Raw genomic sequence first — 18,474 nt, 5'->3', positions numbered from 1 at the left:
GATTGACTAGCATTTCTCCATAGCGCTCTATGATTCCTGCATGGCGACAAAACTAGAAGCAAACATCTACAAGCTGACATTATCCGCTAATAAATTCGACTTCATTTATGCTACGTAAACAGTCCGGATACAGAACGCTTCAGCAAATGCCACCAATTCGCCTTTGAAATAGACTGTGGCGCAGTGATGTCAAACTCCTTCACCAGCTGTTCATTTTGATAAACCTTCAGCTTTCCAAGCTGTTCTCCTTGCTTAATAGGCGCCTTCAACGGCTCATTCCAATGCAGCTCCTGACGAATATTTTCAACAGGCGTTCCCTTTTTAAGCAACATGGTGAGCGGCTTGTCAGCCGTAAGCGTCAGCTGCGACTCCTTGCCCTTCTCCACGGCAAGCTGGCCGATCGTATAGCCCTTATTAACCAATGTGTGATTCATATATTGAGAGAACGTATAGTCAAGCATTTGCGATACTTCAGCATTTCTTTGCTTGGTCGTCGGCTCTCCCATTACGACGGCAATCACGCGCAAGTTGTCGCGTTTGGCAGTTGCAGTGAGACAATATTTCGCCTCGCTTGTGTAGCCCGTTTTCAAGCCATCAGCGCCGCTGTAAAACCTTACAAGCTTATTAGTGTTGACAAGCCAAAAAGGCTTTTCCGAGGTTTTGCGCAAATAATCCTGATACAGCCCTGTATATGCGAGCACTTCAGGATGCTTCAGCAGCTCTCGCGACATGATCGCTATATCAAGCGCAGTTGAATAATGATTGTTTGCCGGCAAACCGCTTGCATTAACAAAATGGGTATTATTCATGCCTAATTCTTTAGCTCTTTTATTCATCATGTCGACGAATTGCTGCTCGGTGCCAGCCAGCTTCTCCGCCATTGCTACAGACGCGTCATTTCCGGATGCAAGAGCGATACCCTTCAGCATCTCCTCAACCGTCATTTCCTCGCCTTGCTCTAAAAATATTTGCGATCCGCCCATGGAGGCAGCTCTCTCACTAGTGCGCACTTTATCAGTCATTTTAATTTTGCCATCCTGCAATGACTCCATAATGAGCAAAAGCGTCATAACCTTCGTAATGCTCGCCGGCGGCAGCTTCTCATTACTATTTTTATCGTAAATGATCGTACCGCTCTCCGCATCCATCAAAATTGCCGACATTGCTGAAGGGGCCAGATCAGGTGTTGCCGATTGCTGCTCAGCTGCCTGCTCCGCACTTTCCTCCATCGCAAAAGCGCCGCTTGGCACAAGCAGCAAGCATGCAATAAAAAGTGTAAATAGCTTCATAGATTTTAACTTCATATTGAGTAGCTCCTCCTTATTAATTACACTATCGTTCTCATTGTTGACATCAACTATGAAAATTATTCCATTCGAAGGCTCATTTGGGCGGGGGAAATAGAAACGCCCGCAAAAGTATAAATACTTTTGCAGGCGTTTCTTGTTGTTACATGGCTGCATCTGCTATGCTCAACAATTGATTTCGCAATTGATACTATTCAATGAATAACTTTGACTAATTCTCGTTGATGTGATTGAACAATATTAATCATTTCATCAAGCGATTGGCTAAGCTGTATAACATCATGATGTAATAAATTCTGCTCTTGCATCGCAGTTTCAACCATTTCATGTCGTAAAAGCTCTAGCTGTAGTAAAAATTGCTTGTCCATTTCTAACAACACTCCATCTTTCTTTGATGATCATGGACATTATACGACGAACAAGCATTCAAATACTGTCAGTTTACGTCGAGCAACATATTACAATTGTGTTACAGTTTTGTCTAAATTTTAGCGATTAAGGTAGAAACTAAGGCTAAAAATTGCGATTTTACACGCTCAGTCGTCTCCATAACCTCAATATGTGACAAAGGCTGATCTAAAATCCCGGCAGCCATGTTGCTAATGCAAGAAATACCAACAACTTCTATACCACAGTGCCTTGCTGCAATAACTTCGGCAACAGTCGACATTCCGACAGCATCTGCTCCGAGTGTTCTAAGCATTCTAATTTCTGCAGGTGTTTCATAGCTCGGCCCAAGCAGCCCGGCATACACGCCTTCCTGCAAGGCCAGTTGCTGCTCCTGTGCGATTTCATGCGCAATTTTGCGAAGACGCTTGCTGTATGCTTCCGACATATCCGGAAAACGAGGACCGAGCTCATCATTGTTTGGACCAATCAGCGGATTTTTTCCAGTCATATTAATATGGTCAGCGATCAACATCAAATTGCCTGAAGCGAATGCTGTGTTAATACCTCCAGCTGCATTCGTAACAACAAGCTTCTGTACGCCAAGCTCTTTCATTACACGAACAGGAAAAGCCGTCAGAGCGGGCTCATAGCCCTCATACATATGGAATCTGCCTCTCATCAATACAACCGTCTTGCCCGATAATGTGCCGATAACAAGCTCGCCTGCATGGCCTTCTACGGTTGAGACAGGAAAATGAGGGATATCTTTATAATTTATCGTTATTGCTTGTTCGATATAGTCACCAAGCACGCCCAGGCCCGAGCCCATAATAAGCCCGATCTCCGGTTTGCTGTCAGCCTTGTCCAGTATGTATTGCGCTGCTTCTTTAATATGAGTAATCGTCAAATTGTTCATTGTAATCCTCCGTATTCCTAAAATAATGCCGCCAATCATGCTCTCGGATGTGCTTGCTGGTACGCATCCATAAGCCGAGGCGAAGCACTTTGAATATACTTCAAAGTTGTTGCAATTTCAACATGTCCGAGCATTTCCTGCACGGTTCGTATATCTGCTCCGTTCTCCAGCAAATGCGCAGCTACAGAATGGCGCAGCATCTGCGGAGTTATTTCCTCGTCAATCCCCGCTTCTCCTGCATGCTTTTTTAATATTTTCCAAAAGCCCTGCCTCGTCAATCTAGTTCCCAAATGATTCAAAAATAACGCTGAGCTGTCTGTTCTTGAGGTGACCAGCTCTTCCCTGCCTTCCTCCAAATAGCTGGCAAGCGCCTGTTTGGCGGCTTGGCCGATCGGCACGATACGCTCTTTATAAGAACTGCTTGTACATTGAATATAGCCCAGCTCAACATGAACATGCTCAATATTCAAGCTGATCAGCTCAGTTACTCGAATGCCAGTTGCATAGAGCAGCTCCAGCATCGCTTTATCCCGTTTTCCTACAGCATTCAATATGCCCGGAGCATCCAGCAAAGCACCTATCTGCTTCTGGCTCATAATAACGGGCGAGCGTCTCTCACTTTTCGGTGACTCAATCTGATCAGCAGGATTTTTTGGAATGATCTGACTGGTTGTCAAATATTGAAAAAAGGCGCGCAGCGTTACAATTTTTCTTGCTATAGTTGCAGGCTTGCGTCCTTCCTCCTTAAGTGCATGCACATATTTTGAAATATGATATTTCTGCACGTCGCTCCAAGAAGCCAGCTCGAGCCCTTTCATATATTTCTGCAAAAAAGAAAGATCGCGCTTGTACGAAGCCAAAGAATTATCGGATAGCCGGCGATCCTTCTTTAAATAGTTCATATACTGTTCGCATTCCAGTTCCATACTTATTTCCTCTCCGCACTATTTTGCCGCAGCGCTTCTTCGGCTTATTCGCCATACCAGTAAAACCAACGCAGCCGATCCAACGTTTTATTGCCTTCAGGCGAGGCAGGATCCGTTACAAATACTTTAACTGCCGCTCCGCGGGGCTCTTTATGGGGATGTATCGGGGAGACGACCCCAATCAGCCAGCGGTAGCCTCCAACAGCTACTATTAATAGAATAACAAATAATACGATAAACAGCACTCGATTAAGCCATTGCCGAAATGAAAAAACGATCATGTCCAGCCCCTTTCCGCACGCAACAGATTGTCCAGCAATCTTTTTGTACACCTTATGAGAAAGAGCGCTTGCTTATGCCTGAAGCTGAGCATATTTATCAGATAATGATTTTCAGTTATTTGCTAGAGAAATTAAAAAAGCTTTGCTGGCCAGCAATCACTGGAGCAAAGCCGTTTATTATTGTTCCGAATCTTCTTTCTCGCGGCATCTTTTGCAAACGCCTTGGAAATCAAGCCGGTGATCGATGACGTTAAAACCATATTCTAGCGCCAGCTTCTCTTCGAGCGGCAGCAGCCAGTCCTCTTTGATCTCATCCATCGAGCCGCATTGCACGCATATTAAATGATGATGATGATGCTTGCTGCTATCGTTGCGCAGATCATATCTAGCTACGCCATCGCCAAAATTAAGTTTTTCTACCACATGCATCTCGCTAAGGAGCTCCAATGTGCGGTATACAGTAGCCAGTCCAATTTCCGGCGCTTTATCCTTTACTAGCATAAAAACATCTTCAGCGCTAAGATGATCCTCTTCATTCTCCAGCAGTACACGCAAAGTTGCTTCTCGCTGTGGAGTAAGCTTATAGCCCTGCGACTGTAATTGTTGTTTAATTTTTTCAATGCGGGCTTCCATAGTTCCCCTCCTACAACAGCGAAAACGTTTCCTATTATTATAAAGTCTAATCAGCAGCCAAGTCAAACGTTTTGATAGCTGTTTACTTAAGTGGAGGAAACAAGAATAGTAGAAGCCCAGTTAATCAGAGGCGGAGATAAGTACGCTTCAAGTAAAGCGGCTGCCAAAAACATAACGAGCATCACTACAGAAACTGTAGTGAATTCTATTAATTTAGGAGACTCCTTTATTTGCTGCTTCAAAACTCTCAGCTGTACAAATTGAATAGCATAGCTCATTGCCCCTGCAGTCATAATGACCATCGCCGGTATAATAATTATATTTTGCGGTCCAAAGGCTGCCGCCGAAAAAACAATCCCTTTCCAGCCAAACTGGGCGATAAAAGTGCCCATTGAAAAACCTAGAATTGAACCCTTTACAAAAATTAGAATAAGAACGCCAGGCAGCCCTATAACCGTTACACCAAGCAGCCAAAGCAGCAGCAGCCACTTAATATGCGTTGAAAAGTAAGACCAAACGCTCAGCTTGCCTGCCATTTCCGGGCTTGCCTGCATAAAGTTCAAATACTGCTGCACATCCTGCTCCAGCACCTGCTGCTGGTCATGGGTAAGAGCGCTTGCCAGCAAAAGGCCAAATACCGCCCCAGCTATAATCAGCACACCTGCAAATACATATAAATTCATTTTAGTTTTCATCAGAAGCGGCCCTCCATTTCTTTCATAAGGCTGTACCCTTAGTCTATGAAAGGCCTCATCTCACTATGACGAAATACTAGAATTTATGATAACAGCTTTCCTGTAGCCGCATAGAGCTTCCAAGCAAGCACGGCGATCAGCGTCTTGGCATCGCATATGCGCCCTTCTGCAATATAAGCGTCCGCTTGCTCCATCGTGATAGCAGATACATGCAAAAATTCATCCTCATCGAGCCTTTGCTCGCCGGGAACAGCTTGATCAGTGAAATAGATGTAAATAACCTCGTCTGCAAAGCCAGGCGACGTAGCAAAAGCATTGTATAGAACTAGATTTTCTGCACGATAGCCAGTCTCTTCCTCCAGCTCTCTGGCCGCCGCAGTCATCGGATCCTCATTCGGATCAAGCTTGCCCGCAGGTATTTCAATTTGGAATCTTTCAAGCGGCTTGCGATATTGCTCCACGACCAGCAGCTTGCCGTCAACCAGCGCTATGACTGCTGCTGCTCCCGGATGCCTGACAATTTCTCTCGCGGCTTCCTTGCCGTTCGGCAGCGCTACGGTATCTACTTGCAGTGAAATTACCTTACCGGCAAAAATAGGCTTTGAGGTAACCGTTTTTTCTGTCCAATCGCCTGATAAAAGTTCTTTATTTTGATTGTCGCTCATATTTGATTCACTCCTATACGATAGCCGCTCTCTCGCTTCTAACTTGTCCAGCTGATGCATACATATGAGACAAGCATAGTAACTCAAGGGGGAATTCAATAATGAAGGTATATCTGATAGCTGATCAGCTGCGAATAGTAGGAAAGGCTTGGGAAGTGAGACATCAGCTGCGCAAGCTTACGCAGCAATTTGGTAGAGCGCCGCTTGCACAGCTGTGTAATGCCTCAGTCCCAAGCCCTTTTCTTCATAGCACACAAAGATAAGTTACAACGTTACAATGCAGCCTGACGGATAATTTCAACGACAAGCTCCGTTGTTTTCACTAAATCATCTGCTTTAATTTGTTCCTTGGTTGTATGAATATGCTCGTAGCCAACAGCCAGATTGACAGTTGGGATGCCGTAACCATTAAACACATTAGCATCGCTTCCGCCGCCAGAGTGGAATAATCGAGGCGTTTGTCCAATGGCGACAATCGCCTTTTTGGCCAGCTCAACAACTTCATCGCCATCGGTATATCGATAAGCTGGATATATCACTTCACTCTCCACTTCACCGCGAGCGCCAAATTCCTTTGCAGTGCTTTCTACAGCAGCGCGCATTTTATTAACCTGCTCATCAAGCTTGTGCTGCACGATGCTTCTTGCTTCAGCATCCAGTTTGACATAATCGCAAACAATATTGGTTGCTCCTCCGCCTTCAAAACGTCCGATATTCGCCGTTGTCTCTGCATCTATTCTACCGAGCGGCATACGTGATATGGCTTTGGCTGCCACTTGAATAGCGCTGATGCCATCCTCAGGATTCACGCCTGCATGAGCAGATTTTCCATAAATATGAATCGTAACGCGCGCTTGAGTAGGGGCTGCAACTGCAATATCCCCAATACTCCCGTTGGAATCCAGTGCAAAGCCAAGCTTTGCTTCCAGAAGCGACGCATCCATCGCTCTAGCTCCCAGCAGGCCGGATTCCTCGCCGACTGTAATGACAAACTGAATTTTCCCATGGGCAATATTATTTTCTTTCACTACGCGAATGGCTTCCAGCATAGCGGCAATGCCTGCTTTATCATCACTGCCAAGAATAGTGGTGCCGTCGCTGCGAATATAGCCATCCTCGTCAAGTTGAGGCTTGATGCCCTTGCCTGGCGTAACAGTATCCATATGGCATGTAAAAAGCAGTACAGGTGCCTGTGCAGCAGGCACGCTAGCTTCCAGCGTAATAAATAAATTGTTAGCCTGATGACCTGTTTTGCTAGCAGCATCATCCTCAGTTATACTTAATCCAAGCTCACTGAACTTGTCCTTTAGCACTTTGCTGATTTCAGCCTCATAGCCTGTTTCGCTATCCACTTGGACTAACTCCATAAATTCATCAATTAATCGTTTTTTTTCAATCATTACGGGTTCCTCCATTCGTTACGATCGTTTACAATAGTATTATTATACGAAATGTCAGCATTCTGGAAAGGAGTCAAAATACAATGCGTCAACAAAAAATTATTAAAATCGTTGCTATTATCGTCGCTGCAGCTTTGCTTGTCACTACTCTGCTAGCGGGAGTTGGCTCTTTCATACTCGGATAGCATTAGCTCGCTATTAAACCTGCTGCAAAAATAAGGCAGTATTTGCGCTGCTGCTTGTTCAACGGTTAGCGACATGCCTGTTAAATCATTGAAGGATGTTACACCGTATTGCTGAATGCCGCAAGGTACAATACCGCTAAAGCCTTCATCAGCAATACCCGATTTAATATTGAGTGCAAATCCATGGCTCGTAATAAAGCCTCTGCGCGTACGAGCCTTATTGAATTTCACCCCAATAGCAGCGATCTTCTCATCCCCAACCCAAACGCCGGTATACTCCGGCTTTCTGGACGCTTCTATACCATACTCGGCAAGCCAGTCTATAATTACGGCTTCTATCGTTCGCAAATAACCGTGCAGATCAAGGCCAACGGCGTCCAGGTACAGCAAGGGATAGCCCACAAGCTGGCCCGGTCCATGATACGTAATATCTCCACCTCGGTCAATTTCAAACACGGAGATTCCTTTTTCCTCTAGCTGTGCAGCCTCAAGCAGCAAATGCTCCGGATGGCGGTCTGAACCTATCGTATAGGTTGGCGGATGCTGAAGAAGGAGCAGCGTTTCTGCTCGCTCCTCCTTGTCAATTTGCTTGACGTATGCTTTTTGCAGCTCCCATGCCGCAGCATAGTCAGTCAAACCCATATAGCGGGCATCCAATCTTCTGCTTGGCAAATGTATAGCCTCACTCATGACGGTTCCCCTTTTCTTAATACAGTGTGCTCTCTAAATTATAGCTCTCCAAATTATCCTTCACGCGCTGTAAAAATCTGCCGCAAATTACGCCATCCAAAATACGATGATCGAGCGACAAGCATAAATTCGCCATATAGCGCACTGCTATCATATCGTTAATGACGACAGGACGCTTAACGATTGATTCAAAGGTTAAAATAGCAGCTTGCGGATAGTTAATAATCGGGTAAGATAAAATCGAACCGAACGAGCCTGTATTGTTAACCGTAAAGGTGCCGCCTTGCATATCGTCCAGCTTGAGTTTGCCTTCTCTCGTTTTGCGCGCCAGCTCTTCGATTTCCCTTGCCAGTCCGGCCACATTTTTTTGATCCGCATTTTTAATAACCGGCGTAAGCACAGAATCCTCCGTCCCGACAGCCAACGATATGTTAATGTCCCGCTTAACGATAATTTTATCCTCTGCCCAGCTGGAATTCATGATTGGATAATCCTTAATGGCATTGACAACGGCCTTCATCAAAAACGCAAGGTAGGTTAAATTCACCCCTTCACGCTTTCTGAATTCATCCTTAAGCTTATTGCGCAGCAGCACCAGATTGGTAACGTCAACTTCTATCATTGTCCAGCCATGCGGTATTTGCGTGGAGCTATGCACCATATTACGGGCGATAGCGCTTCGGATTGGGGTAACGTCGATAAATGATTCGCCGTGCCCTGGAACGCTTGACTTTTCAACCTCGATTTTAGGAAGACGCGGCGTTTCAGACAGATGAATGCCGGTCGATCTCACCTCGGCAACAGGCTTCTCAACAAGCAGCGTCTCCGCCTTCAGATGCGCGCCGGACTCCACGTAGGCGAGTACATCCTTGCGTGTAATACGGCCTCCCAGGCCAGTCCCCGACAGTTTGGTCAAGTCAACACCATGCTCAGCTGCAAGCTGTTGAACAGCTGGCGAGAAACGATTACGCATAGGTGCAGCAGCATCTGTCGCAGCTTGGCTGCCTTTTTCGACGGAAGGATTGATTGGCGCTTCAGATTCACCAGGCACAACATTGTCCCCGATAATTTCCTCATCTGTCTCGAGCAATGCTATTGACGTACCAACAGGAACTGTCTCGCCATTGCCGATCAATATTTTTTTGAGCGTGCCTGAATAAGTAGCGGGCAGCTCTGCCGTAACTTTATCCGTTAGAAGCTCGCAAATCGGCTCATATTTTTCCACCGAATCACCCGGCTGCTTCAACCATCTGTCAATCGTAGCTGATACAAGCGATTCAGCCAGCTGAGGCACTACGATTTCGACTATTTTTTTCATTTCAACATCTCCCAACTGCCAATATCTTAACCGTAATTAGTATAAGGCCAATTGTCTCATAGATTCTTTCACTTTATCTTTATTCAGCATAAAGAACTTTTCACCCGGTGGATTAATTGGCATTGCCGGCACATCAGGACCGCAAAGCCGCATAATTGGCGCGTCCAGCTCATACAGGAGCTCCTCTGCAATAATAGCGGCTACCTCCGCTCCAACGCCGCCGGTCTTATTATCCTCGTGCACAATAAGTACTTTTCCGGTTTTGCGAACAGCCTGCACGATCGCATCCTTGTCAAGAGGCTGCAGCGTACGCAAATCCAATATATGAGCTTCAATGCCCTCTTCTGCCAGCTCAGCAGCAGCTTGCTCGATAAACATCAAAGGCAAGCTGTAACCAATAACTGTTATATCGTCGCCCTCGCGCAGCAAATTCGCTTCGCCGATCGGAACCGTATAATCCGATTCTGGCACCTCTCCTTTGACAAGCTTGTAGCATTTTTTATTTTCAAAATAAAGCACAGGATCTGGATCTCTTACCGCAGCCTTCAAGAGCCCTTTTGCATCATATGGCGTATACGGAGCGACTATTTTGAGTCCCGGCGTGCCAAAGAAAACCGACTCCGGGCACTGGGAATGATACAACCCGCCAAATACTCCGCCTCCGATTGGAGCGCGTATAACTACCGGACAGGTCCAATCATTATTAGAGCGGTAACGGATTTTGGCAGCCTCGCTAATAATTTGATTAGCGGCAGGGAACATAAAGTCCGAGTACTGCATTTCGGCAATCGGCTTCATGCCGTACATAGCAGCGCCTATCGCTACACCTGCGATTGCAGATTCAGAAAGCGGCGTGTCCAGTACGCGTTCTTCCCCAAATTGCGCCTGCAGGCCTTGCGTCGTCGTGAATACGCCGCCCTTGACGCCAACGTCTTCGCCAAGCACGAATACATTCTCGTCCTTTTCCATTTCTTCCTTCATCGCGAGACGAATCGCATCTATATAGTGCATATTAGCCATTATTGTCGGCCTCCTTGTTCAGAGTCGTCAGCATATACATGCAAAAGAGAAGATTCAGGTGTTGGGAATGGCGCCTTCTCCGCATATTCGTTGGCCTCATCAAGCTGCATCCGAATTTCTTTCTGTAAAGCTTCGTCCAGCTCTTCATTCCATAAGCCGCAATCTATTAAATATTGTTTGTATTTTGGAATTCCGTCTTTCGCTCGGTATTCCTCAACTTCTTCCTTCGTTCTATAGGCCAAGTCATTGTCTGAGGTAGAATGCGGCGATAGACGGTACATCATCGCTTCAATCAAGGTAGGTCCTTCTCCCGCTATCGCACGGCTTCTCGCTTCCTTTACGACCCGGAAAACCTCAAGCGCATCATTGCCGTCAACCTGAAAGCCCGGAAACCCGTAGCCAATAGCCCGATCAGCAACATTAGCAGCAAGCTGCTTGCGGACCGGTACCGAAATCGCATATTGGTTGTTTTCACACATTATAATAACAGGAAGCTTCTGCACACCGGCAAAATTGCAGCCCTCATGAAAATCGCCCTGATTGCTGGATCCCTCGCCGAACGTAACAAAGCTGACTAGCGGCTTTTTCTTCATCTTCGCCGCTAATGCGATGCCCACAGCATGAGGCACCTGTGTCGTAACAGGGCTTGATCCGGTTACGATACGCAGCTTTTTATGTCCGAAATGCCCTGGCATCTGACGGCCGCCGCTATTTGGATCTTCCTCTTTGGCATATACCGATAAAAACAGCTCGCGAAGCGTCATCCCTACCGAAATGACGAAGCCATAATCGCGATAATACGGCAGGAAGTAATCCTGCTCCTTATCCAGCGCAAACGCAGCGGCAACCTGCGCTACCTCCTGCCCAATGCCTGATACATGAAAATTAACTTTTCCTGCACGTTGAAGCAGCAGCACTCGCTCGTCAAACCGGCGCGCCGTTATCATTATTTTATACATTTCTACAGCTTGCTCATCGCTCAAGCCTAATTCAATATGTTTAGCCTGTTGTCCAGTCGCATATAATTGAGTCATCAAGGGTGCCTCCTTGTCTAATTAAGATTACTTTCACAATGCTAATAAGATACTATAACCTGGTACTAAGACCACATCTTATATTATAACTGCTCCAGCCAAGAAAGAACAACCTGACAACTGTCATATATATTTTAGTAAGATATCGATTGTCCATCAACTGCAAGCATCGCTTCGCCTATAGCTTCGGATAAAGAAGGATGAGCATGAACGAGCTGGCCGATCTCCCAGGGCGATGCGTTCAGCCAGCCTGCCAAAGCTGCCTCGCCGATTAATTCAGTCGCATGCGGACCTATAATATGAACGCCAATAATATCGTTAGTGGACTTATCCGCCACCACCTTTACAAATCCGTTCGTCTCGCCCAAAACGATCGCTTTGCCAATTGCTTGAAACGGAATTTTGCCAATTTTCACTTCATAGCCTTGCTCGCGCGCCTCGCTTTCAGTCAATCCGAAGGAGGCAACCTCTGGAGCGGAATAGATGCAGCGCGGAATTTGCCTTGCTTCTACGAGAACAGGCTGCCGTTCACTCAGATGCTCCGCCGCAACGACGCCTTCTTTGGCTGCTGCATGTGCCAGCTGCACACCGCCAATCACGTCGCCGATTGCATATATATGCGGCTCGCTAGTTTGGCCGAAGCGATTGACTTCAATTCCAGACGAACTATATTTAATATCCGTATTTTCCAGGCCTATTGCTTCCAAATTAGGTACACGGCCCACAGAAAGCAGCAGCTTGGAGGCGCTGAGTGTCACTTTCCCTTCCGGGGTATCTCCGGCTATTTCAATTCCATCCTCTTGTACGTGATAGCTGTCTGCTGTAAGCGAAATATTGGTCAGCACTCGCACGCCTCTTTTGGCGAGCTGCTTGGCAAGCTCGCTGGAAACGTCCTGATCCTCGCCAGGCAGCAGTCTCGCTCCCGCTTCCGCAATCGTTATCTGCACGCCAAAATCCTGAAGCAAGGAAGCCCACTCCACGCCAATAACGCCCCCACCTACTATCAGCATAGAAGCAGGAAGCTTGTCCATGACAAGCGCATCATCGCTTGTTAGTATATGCTCACCATCAGGCTCAAGTCCCGGCAGTACGCGTGGACGGGAGCCAGTGGCGATAATCAGATTGGTGGATACGACTGAATCCATTTCGCCATCAGCAAATTCAACCGCGACAGAGCCGCTGCGAGGCGAGAAAATCGACGGCCCGATAATACGTCCCTTGCCTTCAATAATCTGGATGCCATTTTTTTTCATCAGGCTGCGAAGACCGTTATGTAACTGCGTTACCGTTTGCTCTTTGCGCTGCTGGACTAAATCGAACTGCAGCGAGACTGCTTGCTGATCCACAGTGATGCCATATTGATTCGCCTCTAACAGCGTTCTGTATACTTCAGCGCTGCGCAGCAGTGATTTACTCGGAATGCAGCCTTTGTGCAGACAGGTTCCGCCAAGCTTGTCCATCTCTATTACAGCTACGCTTTTACCAAGCTGGGCAGCGCGTATTGCAGCAGTATATCCTCCAGGCCCTCCGCCTAAAACAGCGACATCAACTTGTATCGTCATAAAAACCCCTCCATTGTTACTACTATGCTATATAAAGGCATCCTATTCGATCATTCAAAATCGAAAATCGGATATATTTTCACATCCTATTTTTAGCGCAGTTCTATTGTAACTGTTTTTTCAATTGTTTTCACTGCCAACTTCTAAAATAGACAGGCAACTAATAAAAAGGTATGATAAGTAGAGCTGAAATGAACGAAAAACAAGGAGAATCACCCCGTATGAGATTAATTGTTGCTCGCTTTATTGCCATTTTATTTTTAGTCATTCCTGGTGTCATAGCCTGTCTTGGCTTTTTAAATGTGAAAAATGCTCTTTTTCATTATTTCGCTGATTTTGGCAATGATGCTGTTACGCCCAGCTTTGAATGGTGGTTATTTATTTCCGGCGTAATTATGTTTTTTGCCGGCGCCGGCTTTATTGGCGGCTGGATTTTCTTCAGGGACCGCAAACGCAATTATGTTGCCCCGCGCTTCAAGCAAAAACGCCCTCGTCCTCCGAAGCCGCAACCAAAAAGTGAATAGGTTCTATAACAATAAGAGCTGAGCAATCCGGCCTGTACGCTGGATTGGCAGCTCTTTTTTTCTTTGTTCAATATAACTTCGTCAGTAAATCAAAGACTTAAAACAATTCGTGCTACTGTGAAATAAATAATCAAGCCTGTACCATCAACCAGTGTTGTTATGAAAGGGCCTGAAACTACGGCCGGGTCAGCTTTAAGCTTATGCAATATTAGCGGCAATACCGCCGCAACCAAGGAAGCCCATAACACAATCGCTAATGCGGTGATGCCCACAACGAGTCCAACATCATACTCTACGCCTAATATCCATGCTCTCGCATAGGCAATAATAGCTATGGAGATACCTGTCATAATACCAGCAGCCATTTCCTTGCGAATTACTTTGTACAAATCTCTAAAACGAACCTCGCCCATCGCAAGCGCACGCACCAGCGTGGATACCGTTTGCGTTCCTGTATTGCCGCCTGTTCCAATTAAAAGTGGTATAAAAAAGGCAAGTGTTATAACCTCTGACAGCGTATCTTCGTAATGTCGAAGCACATTGCCGGTGTAGGCTTCAGCAACAAACAATATCAATAACCATACTATTCTTTTTTTATAAAGCTGAAAAACTGACGTTTTAAAATAACTGTTCTCAAGCGGCTGGCTGCCGCCGAGCTTCTGGATATCCTCCGTAGCTTCCTCTTGCATAACATCGATCAAATCGTCAACCGTAATAACGCCGATCAGACGATTTTGCGTATCAACAACAGGCAGTGCTACCCAGTCATAGCGCGACAGCACATCAGCCGCTTCCTCCTGCTCCATCATAGCGGGCACGGATACCGCTTCGACAATAATTTCCCATAGCTGAACATGCGGTTCAGCCAGTATAATACTTTTCAGCGAAGCTACGCCCAGCAGCTCGCCCTTAGCGCCAATTACATAAATATACGCTGTAATTTCTGCATCTCGCCCTACCTTGCGAATATGCTTTAGCGTCTGCTCCACGGTCCACATGCTTCGTGCTGCAATATAATCTACCGTTGCAAGACTGCCGGCGGTTTCCTCAGGGAAGCTCATCAGCATTTGCAGCTTTTCTCTATAATCATCGGGCAGCAAATTCAGCATTCGCGCAGCCTGATTGCGATGTATGGCTAGCATCATATCGACCACAACATCGCCTGACATCTCATTAAGCACAAGCGCTGTCGTTTTTTCTTGCAAATGAATCAATATTTGATACTGCAGAAGCGGCTCTACATGCTCCAGCACTTCCGCTGCCAGCAGCACGGGAATACGCTCCATAAAAGTAAGCTGCTGTGTCCGGCTCATCTGCTCAACGCACTCCGCCAAATCAATTGGCCGATAAGATTCCAAATAGTCGTAAAAGACCAATTTATCTTTTTTCTCCATCATCTGTATAAGCTGTTTAAGTTCAATCATATCTGTACCTCCATTCCTGCTGCAGCATAAAAAATCACTCTGCATCTAGTATTGCAAATCAAGCCGTTCTATTGTAACATGATTGCTAATTACATAATTGACACGGGTGCTTGAGTCATTCAGGCTGAGATTGCTGCTAGTATGCGCAGCTGACCGTTAATCTGATCTGGATAATGCCAGCGTAGAGAACATGTTTTTGGGGACCCTTCTACCGTCTGCGCTGCCAGCCGGTTTTTTTATGTAAAAATTTTATTATCATGCATGATTGAAGGAGTGTTTTCATGTCTAGTTCAGCTCAACGCAGCAGCAGTCTCAAATTTTCGCACATACTCGTTACCGTAATGGTAGCTTTAGTTTTTGGGGTTATTTTCAAGCTATGGGATAGCGTGTACGGCATCGTAAAACCATTATTCCCACAAGCGGGACAATTAACTTACGGCATGTGGTTTATGGCTGGTCCTTTCGCTTATTTATTGCTTCGCAAGCCAGGCGTTGCATTAATCGCCAGTCTGGCTGCAGCAAGCATATCGGCGCTGCTAAGCTCAGAATGGGGATTGCAAACGATCGTTTACGGTTTCTTTCAAGGCTTGGCGGCCGAGCTAATATTTACAGCCGTCCGTTACAAAAAGGCAGGCTTGGCAGTAGCCGGCATCGCGGGCATTATGTCCGCTGCCGCTTCCTTTCTCATTGACCTCGTTTATGGCTACGCTAACTATGAAACCTGGGTGCTTATTTTAAAATATGGGCTTAGAGTCAGCAGCGCCTTTTTATTCGCCGGGGTATTCGCCTATTTCTTAGTACGCGCGCTTGAAGCAACAGGCGTCACTTCTTCCCTTCGTCCAGCTTCCGAGGAAGACTATCAATCTTTAAGCCGCTAAGATGAATGTTGAGGTGCTGTTATTGAAGCATACAAATATTATGTCAGAACATAAGTTATCTTTAGCAGCGGAAATTTGCAATTTAACGCTAAAGTTTCCAGGAGAGCAGTCCTTGATTTTCAAGGACCTCTCTTTTGTTGTTCCAAAGGGACAAAAGGTGCTGCTCCTAGGACCAAGCGGCTGCGGAAAATCAACGCTGCTGCAGGTATTAAGCGGTATAATTCCTAATTCTATTGAATTGCCGCTCAAGTACGACCGTTTTACTCCGCCCGCCTCATGGGGCTTCGTCTTTCAGGACCCTGATACGCAATTTTGCATGCCCTATGTTGATGAAGAGCTTGGCTTTGTTCTGGAAAACCTTAACGTGCCAAGAGAATTGATGGATCAAAAAATACTGGCTGCTCTCGATTCTGTAGGATTGAAGCTGGCTCATCCGCATACCGAAATTCAGTTGTTGTCACAAGGAATGAAGCAGCGTCTGGCCTTGGCATCCATCCTGCTGCTTGAGCCCGATACTTTGTTTCTTGACGAGCCATCAGCGCTGCTGGACCCGGAAGGTGCTGAGTTAATATGGGAAACAGTAAAAAAGCACGCAGAACAAAAAACCGTGGTCATAGTGGAGCATCAAATTTCCTATATTGCCGACTGGGTAGACCGGATCGTGTTATTTGATGGAAATGGAGCGATTATCGCAGATGACAGCCCTTCCGTTATATTTAACAACTATAAATCTCAGTTCATTGAGCATGGCATCTGGTATCCAGATGTATGGCATGATTATATGAGGACAGACAACTATGCAAGGATCGTAAAGGCGCGCAGCAGGCTGCTTGTCGAGCATCCTGCCAAATTACCCAATCCAGCGAATAATGACGGTTTAGAACTGCTTCACTTTAGTGCCTCTTACACGAAAGGCTATTCCGGCAATCAATCAAATGATATCCCGCCTTCCATTTTCGTAGAGCAAGCGGCTGCCTTAACTGGAGAATGGATCGCAATATGCGGCGAAAACGGCGCAGGCAAAAGCACGCTTTTGCTTTCCCTCATGCAGCTAATTGAAACAAAAGGCTATTATACCATATATGGCGAGCTTGTTGAGCACAGAGACCGAACAAATAGGTTTTTAAGACGGAAAACACCCCGTTCCTCTTTGCTCAAGATGCTGTCCTTTGTATTTCAAAATCCGGAAATGCAGTTTGTTACCAATCGGATCGATGAAGAAATATCACTTGCCTTGAAATTAGAGCAGCTTGAGCCAAATAATATAGAGGACAGAACGAAGGAATTGCTGCAATTATTTCAGCTGGATGCGCAGCGGCATCGGCACCCCTATCAGTTGTCGATTGGGCAGAAACGGCGTCTAAGCGTTGCAGCAGCGCTGTCCCACAAGCCTTCCATCCTGCTGCTGGATGAACCAACATTTGGGCAGGATGCACGCAGCACCTTTGCTATCCTTGAGCTGCTCGAACAGCTGCGTACAGACGGGACAATCATTATAATGATTACACATGACCTGTACATTATGAATCATTTTGCAACCGAAATATGGCAGATCGCGCAAGGCAAACTAACCGTTAAAAAGCCTCCAACAGATGAGATTTCAGGCAAGAAGGGAGAGCTTGCGCTTGATGAAGCTATTCCAACCAGCTAAAGAAACATGGCTGTACCGCATAAATCCTGCTGGAAAATTTCTTATATTTATGAGTCTACTGCTTATCGCACTTATAAATAATCAGTTTGACTTCGCTTTCTACCAAATGGTGTTTTACATGGTGCTGTTGCTCGCATATAGCGGATACAGCGGAAAAAAGCTGCTGCTTTTCACTTCGCCATTTATACTTACCTTTCTGTCCTCCGCTTCAACTATGATACTATTTGGCAAGGGCTCAGAGATTTGGTGGTCGTGGGGGCTGATTAAAATATCCAATGAAAGCTTTCATCATGGACTATTAATCGGCTTCAAAACATTGTCGTTTGGGGCTCTTGGCATGCTCTTTGCGCTCACCACGAAACCGCTGCTGCTATTCTACGCCCTTATGCAGCAATTTCGTATGCCAGCCAAATATGCTTACAGCTTTATTGCAGCCATTCGTATACTGCCGCTGCTGTGGGAAGAAATCGGAGCCAGGCGCAATGCGCTAGAAATAAGAGGCATACAATTCAGTCCCGGCGTGCGAGGATGGTATGAACGGCTGCAGCAATATGCCGTCCCCTTGCTGGCGCAAAGCATACGGCGCGCACAGCGCGTAGCAATTGCAATGGAAGCCAAACGGTTCCAGATGGGTTCGGCACGCACTTATTACTATCAGACTCGCTTTGCTGTTATGGATCTCATATGCCTGCTCTTTTTTATAGGAGTCCTTGCTGGAGCCTACGCAGTATCTGTTATTCTGCCGATAAAAAGCTAATTCTCATTTAGAATGTGCCGAAAATGGAAGAGGAATACTTCACCACTTGGTCACACGTTCCGCTATTTGCATAAAAAACGCTATTTTATTAATTTGACGGTCACACATTCCGCTATTCGGCACTAAATCGGGCTAACTGTGCTATTTATTGCTCAATAACGGAACGTCTGTCCTTTTGCCGCCTCAAAATTGCGATTTCCACTGCAATAACGGAACGA

At 46.1% G+C, this 18,474-nt stretch carries 20 protein-coding genes; 5 read left to right on the top strand and 15 right to left on the bottom strand.

The window, feature by feature from the left end; all coding sequences use genetic code 11:
• Positions 1-110: 110 nt before the first annotated feature.
• The 8 genes from ACRRU2_RS15995 to ACRRU2_RS15960 form a co-directional block, all read right to left on the bottom strand.
• The gene (locus tag ACRRU2_RS15995) at positions 111-1,304 is read right to left on the bottom strand and encodes a D-alanyl-D-alanine carboxypeptidase family protein (protein ID WP_432503209.1); all 1,194 of its coding nucleotides are present in this window, start codon (positions 1,302-1,304) and stop codon (positions 111-113) included.
• A 197-nt stretch (positions 1,305-1,501) separates the two neighbouring features.
• Positions 1,502-1,675, bottom strand: a complete 174-nt coding sequence (locus ACRRU2_RS15990; protein ID WP_331698612.1) for an aspartyl-phosphate phosphatase Spo0E family protein — start codon at positions 1,673-1,675, stop codon at positions 1,502-1,504.
• A gap of 113 nt (positions 1,676-1,788) precedes the next feature.
• Positions 1,789-2,613: a purine-nucleoside phosphorylase gene (locus ACRRU2_RS15985; RefSeq protein WP_432503207.1), complete on the bottom strand. Its 825-nt coding sequence runs from the start codon at positions 2,611-2,613 to the stop codon at positions 1,789-1,791.
• A gap of 35 nt (positions 2,614-2,648) precedes the next feature.
• The gene (gene xerD, locus ACRRU2_RS15980; RefSeq protein ID WP_432503205.1) at positions 2,649-3,539 is read right to left on the bottom strand and encodes a site-specific tyrosine recombinase XerD; all 891 of its coding nucleotides are present in this window, start codon (positions 3,537-3,539) and stop codon (positions 2,649-2,651) included.
• A 44-nt stretch (positions 3,540-3,583) separates the two neighbouring features.
• Complete coding sequence (locus ACRRU2_RS15975) at positions 3,584-3,820, bottom strand: DUF4227 family protein (protein ID WP_432503203.1); 237 nt, start codon at positions 3,818-3,820, stop codon at positions 3,584-3,586.
• A gap of 177 nt (positions 3,821-3,997) precedes the next feature.
• Positions 3,998-4,453: a Fur family transcriptional regulator gene (locus tag ACRRU2_RS15970; protein ID WP_331698608.1), complete on the bottom strand. Its 456-nt coding sequence runs from the start codon at positions 4,451-4,453 to the stop codon at positions 3,998-4,000.
• A gap of 86 nt (positions 4,454-4,539) precedes the next feature.
• The gene (gene spoIIM, locus ACRRU2_RS15965; protein WP_432503201.1) at positions 4,540-5,148 is read right to left on the bottom strand and encodes a stage II sporulation protein M; all 609 of its coding nucleotides are present in this window, start codon (positions 5,146-5,148) and stop codon (positions 4,540-4,542) included.
• An 83-nt stretch (positions 5,149-5,231) separates the two neighbouring features.
• Positions 5,232-5,813, bottom strand: a complete 582-nt coding sequence (locus ACRRU2_RS15960; protein ID WP_432503199.1) for an NUDIX hydrolase — start codon at positions 5,811-5,813, stop codon at positions 5,232-5,234.
• 101 nt (positions 5,814-5,914) lie between these two features.
• Here ACRRU2_RS15960 and mciZ point away from each other — a divergent pair, with 101 nt between their 5' ends.
• Positions 5,915-6,076 (top strand): Z-ring formation inhibitor MciZ, encoded by a 162-nt coding sequence (mciZ, locus tag ACRRU2_RS15955; protein ID WP_432503197.1) that lies wholly within the window; start codon positions 5,915-5,917, stop codon positions 6,074-6,076.
• A gap of 9 nt (positions 6,077-6,085) precedes the next feature.
• Here the strand turns inward: mciZ and ACRRU2_RS15950 are convergent, their stop codons facing one another.
• The 6 genes from ACRRU2_RS15950 to lpdA form a co-directional block, all read right to left on the bottom strand.
• A complete protein-coding gene (locus ACRRU2_RS15950) occupies positions 6,086-7,213 on the bottom strand; it encodes a M20/M25/M40 family metallo-hydrolase (protein WP_331698604.1) in 1,128 nt (375 codons plus the stop codon).
• A 152-nt stretch (positions 7,214-7,365) separates the two neighbouring features.
• Positions 7,366-8,088, bottom strand: a complete 723-nt coding sequence (lipB, locus tag ACRRU2_RS15945) for a lipoyl(octanoyl) transferase LipB (RefSeq protein WP_331698603.1) — start codon at positions 8,086-8,088, stop codon at positions 7,366-7,368.
• 16 nt (positions 8,089-8,104) lie between these two features.
• The gene (locus ACRRU2_RS15940) at positions 8,105-9,406 is read right to left on the bottom strand and encodes a dihydrolipoamide acetyltransferase family protein (RefSeq protein ID WP_432503194.1); all 1,302 of its coding nucleotides are present in this window, start codon (positions 9,404-9,406) and stop codon (positions 8,105-8,107) included.
• A gap of 36 nt (positions 9,407-9,442) precedes the next feature.
• The gene (locus ACRRU2_RS15935; RefSeq protein ID WP_331698601.1) at positions 9,443-10,426 is read right to left on the bottom strand and encodes an alpha-ketoacid dehydrogenase subunit beta; all 984 of its coding nucleotides are present in this window, start codon (positions 10,424-10,426) and stop codon (positions 9,443-9,445) included.
• Positions 10,426-11,460, bottom strand: coding sequence for a thiamine pyrophosphate-dependent dehydrogenase E1 component subunit alpha (locus ACRRU2_RS15930; protein WP_432503192.1), 1,035 nt, complete (start codon positions 11,458-11,460; stop codon positions 10,426-10,428). The genes ACRRU2_RS15935 and ACRRU2_RS15930 overlap by 1 nt, the downstream gene beginning before the upstream one ends.
• A gap of 134 nt (positions 11,461-11,594) precedes the next feature.
• A complete protein-coding gene (gene lpdA, locus ACRRU2_RS15925) occupies positions 11,595-13,022 on the bottom strand; it encodes a dihydrolipoyl dehydrogenase (RefSeq protein ID WP_432503190.1) in 1,428 nt (475 codons plus the stop codon).
• A 221-nt stretch (positions 13,023-13,243) separates the two neighbouring features.
• Between lpdA and ACRRU2_RS15920 the strand changes: the two genes are divergently transcribed.
• Positions 13,244-13,546, top strand: a complete 303-nt coding sequence (locus ACRRU2_RS15920; protein ID WP_432503188.1) for a DUF2627 domain-containing protein — start codon at positions 13,244-13,246, stop codon at positions 13,544-13,546.
• Positions 13,547-13,635: 89 nt separating this feature from the next.
• Here ACRRU2_RS15920 and mgtE read toward each other — a convergent pair whose 3' ends face one another.
• Positions 13,636-14,970, bottom strand: a complete 1,335-nt coding sequence (mgtE, locus tag ACRRU2_RS15915; protein WP_432503186.1) for a magnesium transporter — start codon at positions 14,968-14,970, stop codon at positions 13,636-13,638.
• A gap of 281 nt (positions 14,971-15,251) precedes the next feature.
• Here mgtE and ACRRU2_RS15910 point away from each other — a divergent pair, with 281 nt between their 5' ends.
• The 3 genes from ACRRU2_RS15910 (at position 15,252) to ACRRU2_RS15900 (ending at position 18,256) form a co-directional block, all read left to right on the top strand.
• Positions 15,252-15,848 carry an ECF transporter S component gene (locus tag ACRRU2_RS15910; RefSeq protein WP_432503184.1) on the top strand — a complete coding sequence of 199 codons (597 nt, stop codon included), beginning with the start codon at positions 15,252-15,254 and terminating at the stop codon, positions 15,846-15,848.
• Positions 15,849-15,960: 112 nt separating this feature from the next.
• Positions 15,961-17,499, top strand: a complete 1,539-nt coding sequence (locus ACRRU2_RS15905; RefSeq protein WP_432503182.1) for an ABC transporter ATP-binding protein — start codon at positions 15,961-15,963, stop codon at positions 17,497-17,499.
• Positions 17,477-18,256 (top strand): energy-coupling factor transporter transmembrane component T family protein, encoded by a 780-nt coding sequence (locus tag ACRRU2_RS15900; RefSeq protein ID WP_432503179.1) that lies wholly within the window; start codon positions 17,477-17,479, stop codon positions 18,254-18,256. Before ACRRU2_RS15905 ends, ACRRU2_RS15900 begins: the two co-directional genes overlap by 23 nt.
• Positions 18,257-18,474 lie beyond the last annotated feature (218 nt).

Source organism: Paenibacillus sp. GXUN7292 (genome assembly GCF_050864975.1).
Classification (GTDB): domain Bacteria; phylum Bacillota; class Bacilli; order Paenibacillales; family Paenibacillaceae; genus Pristimantibacillus.
Note: the sequence above shows the minus strand (reverse complement) of the source record. Positions and strands in the feature narration are given on the sequence as shown.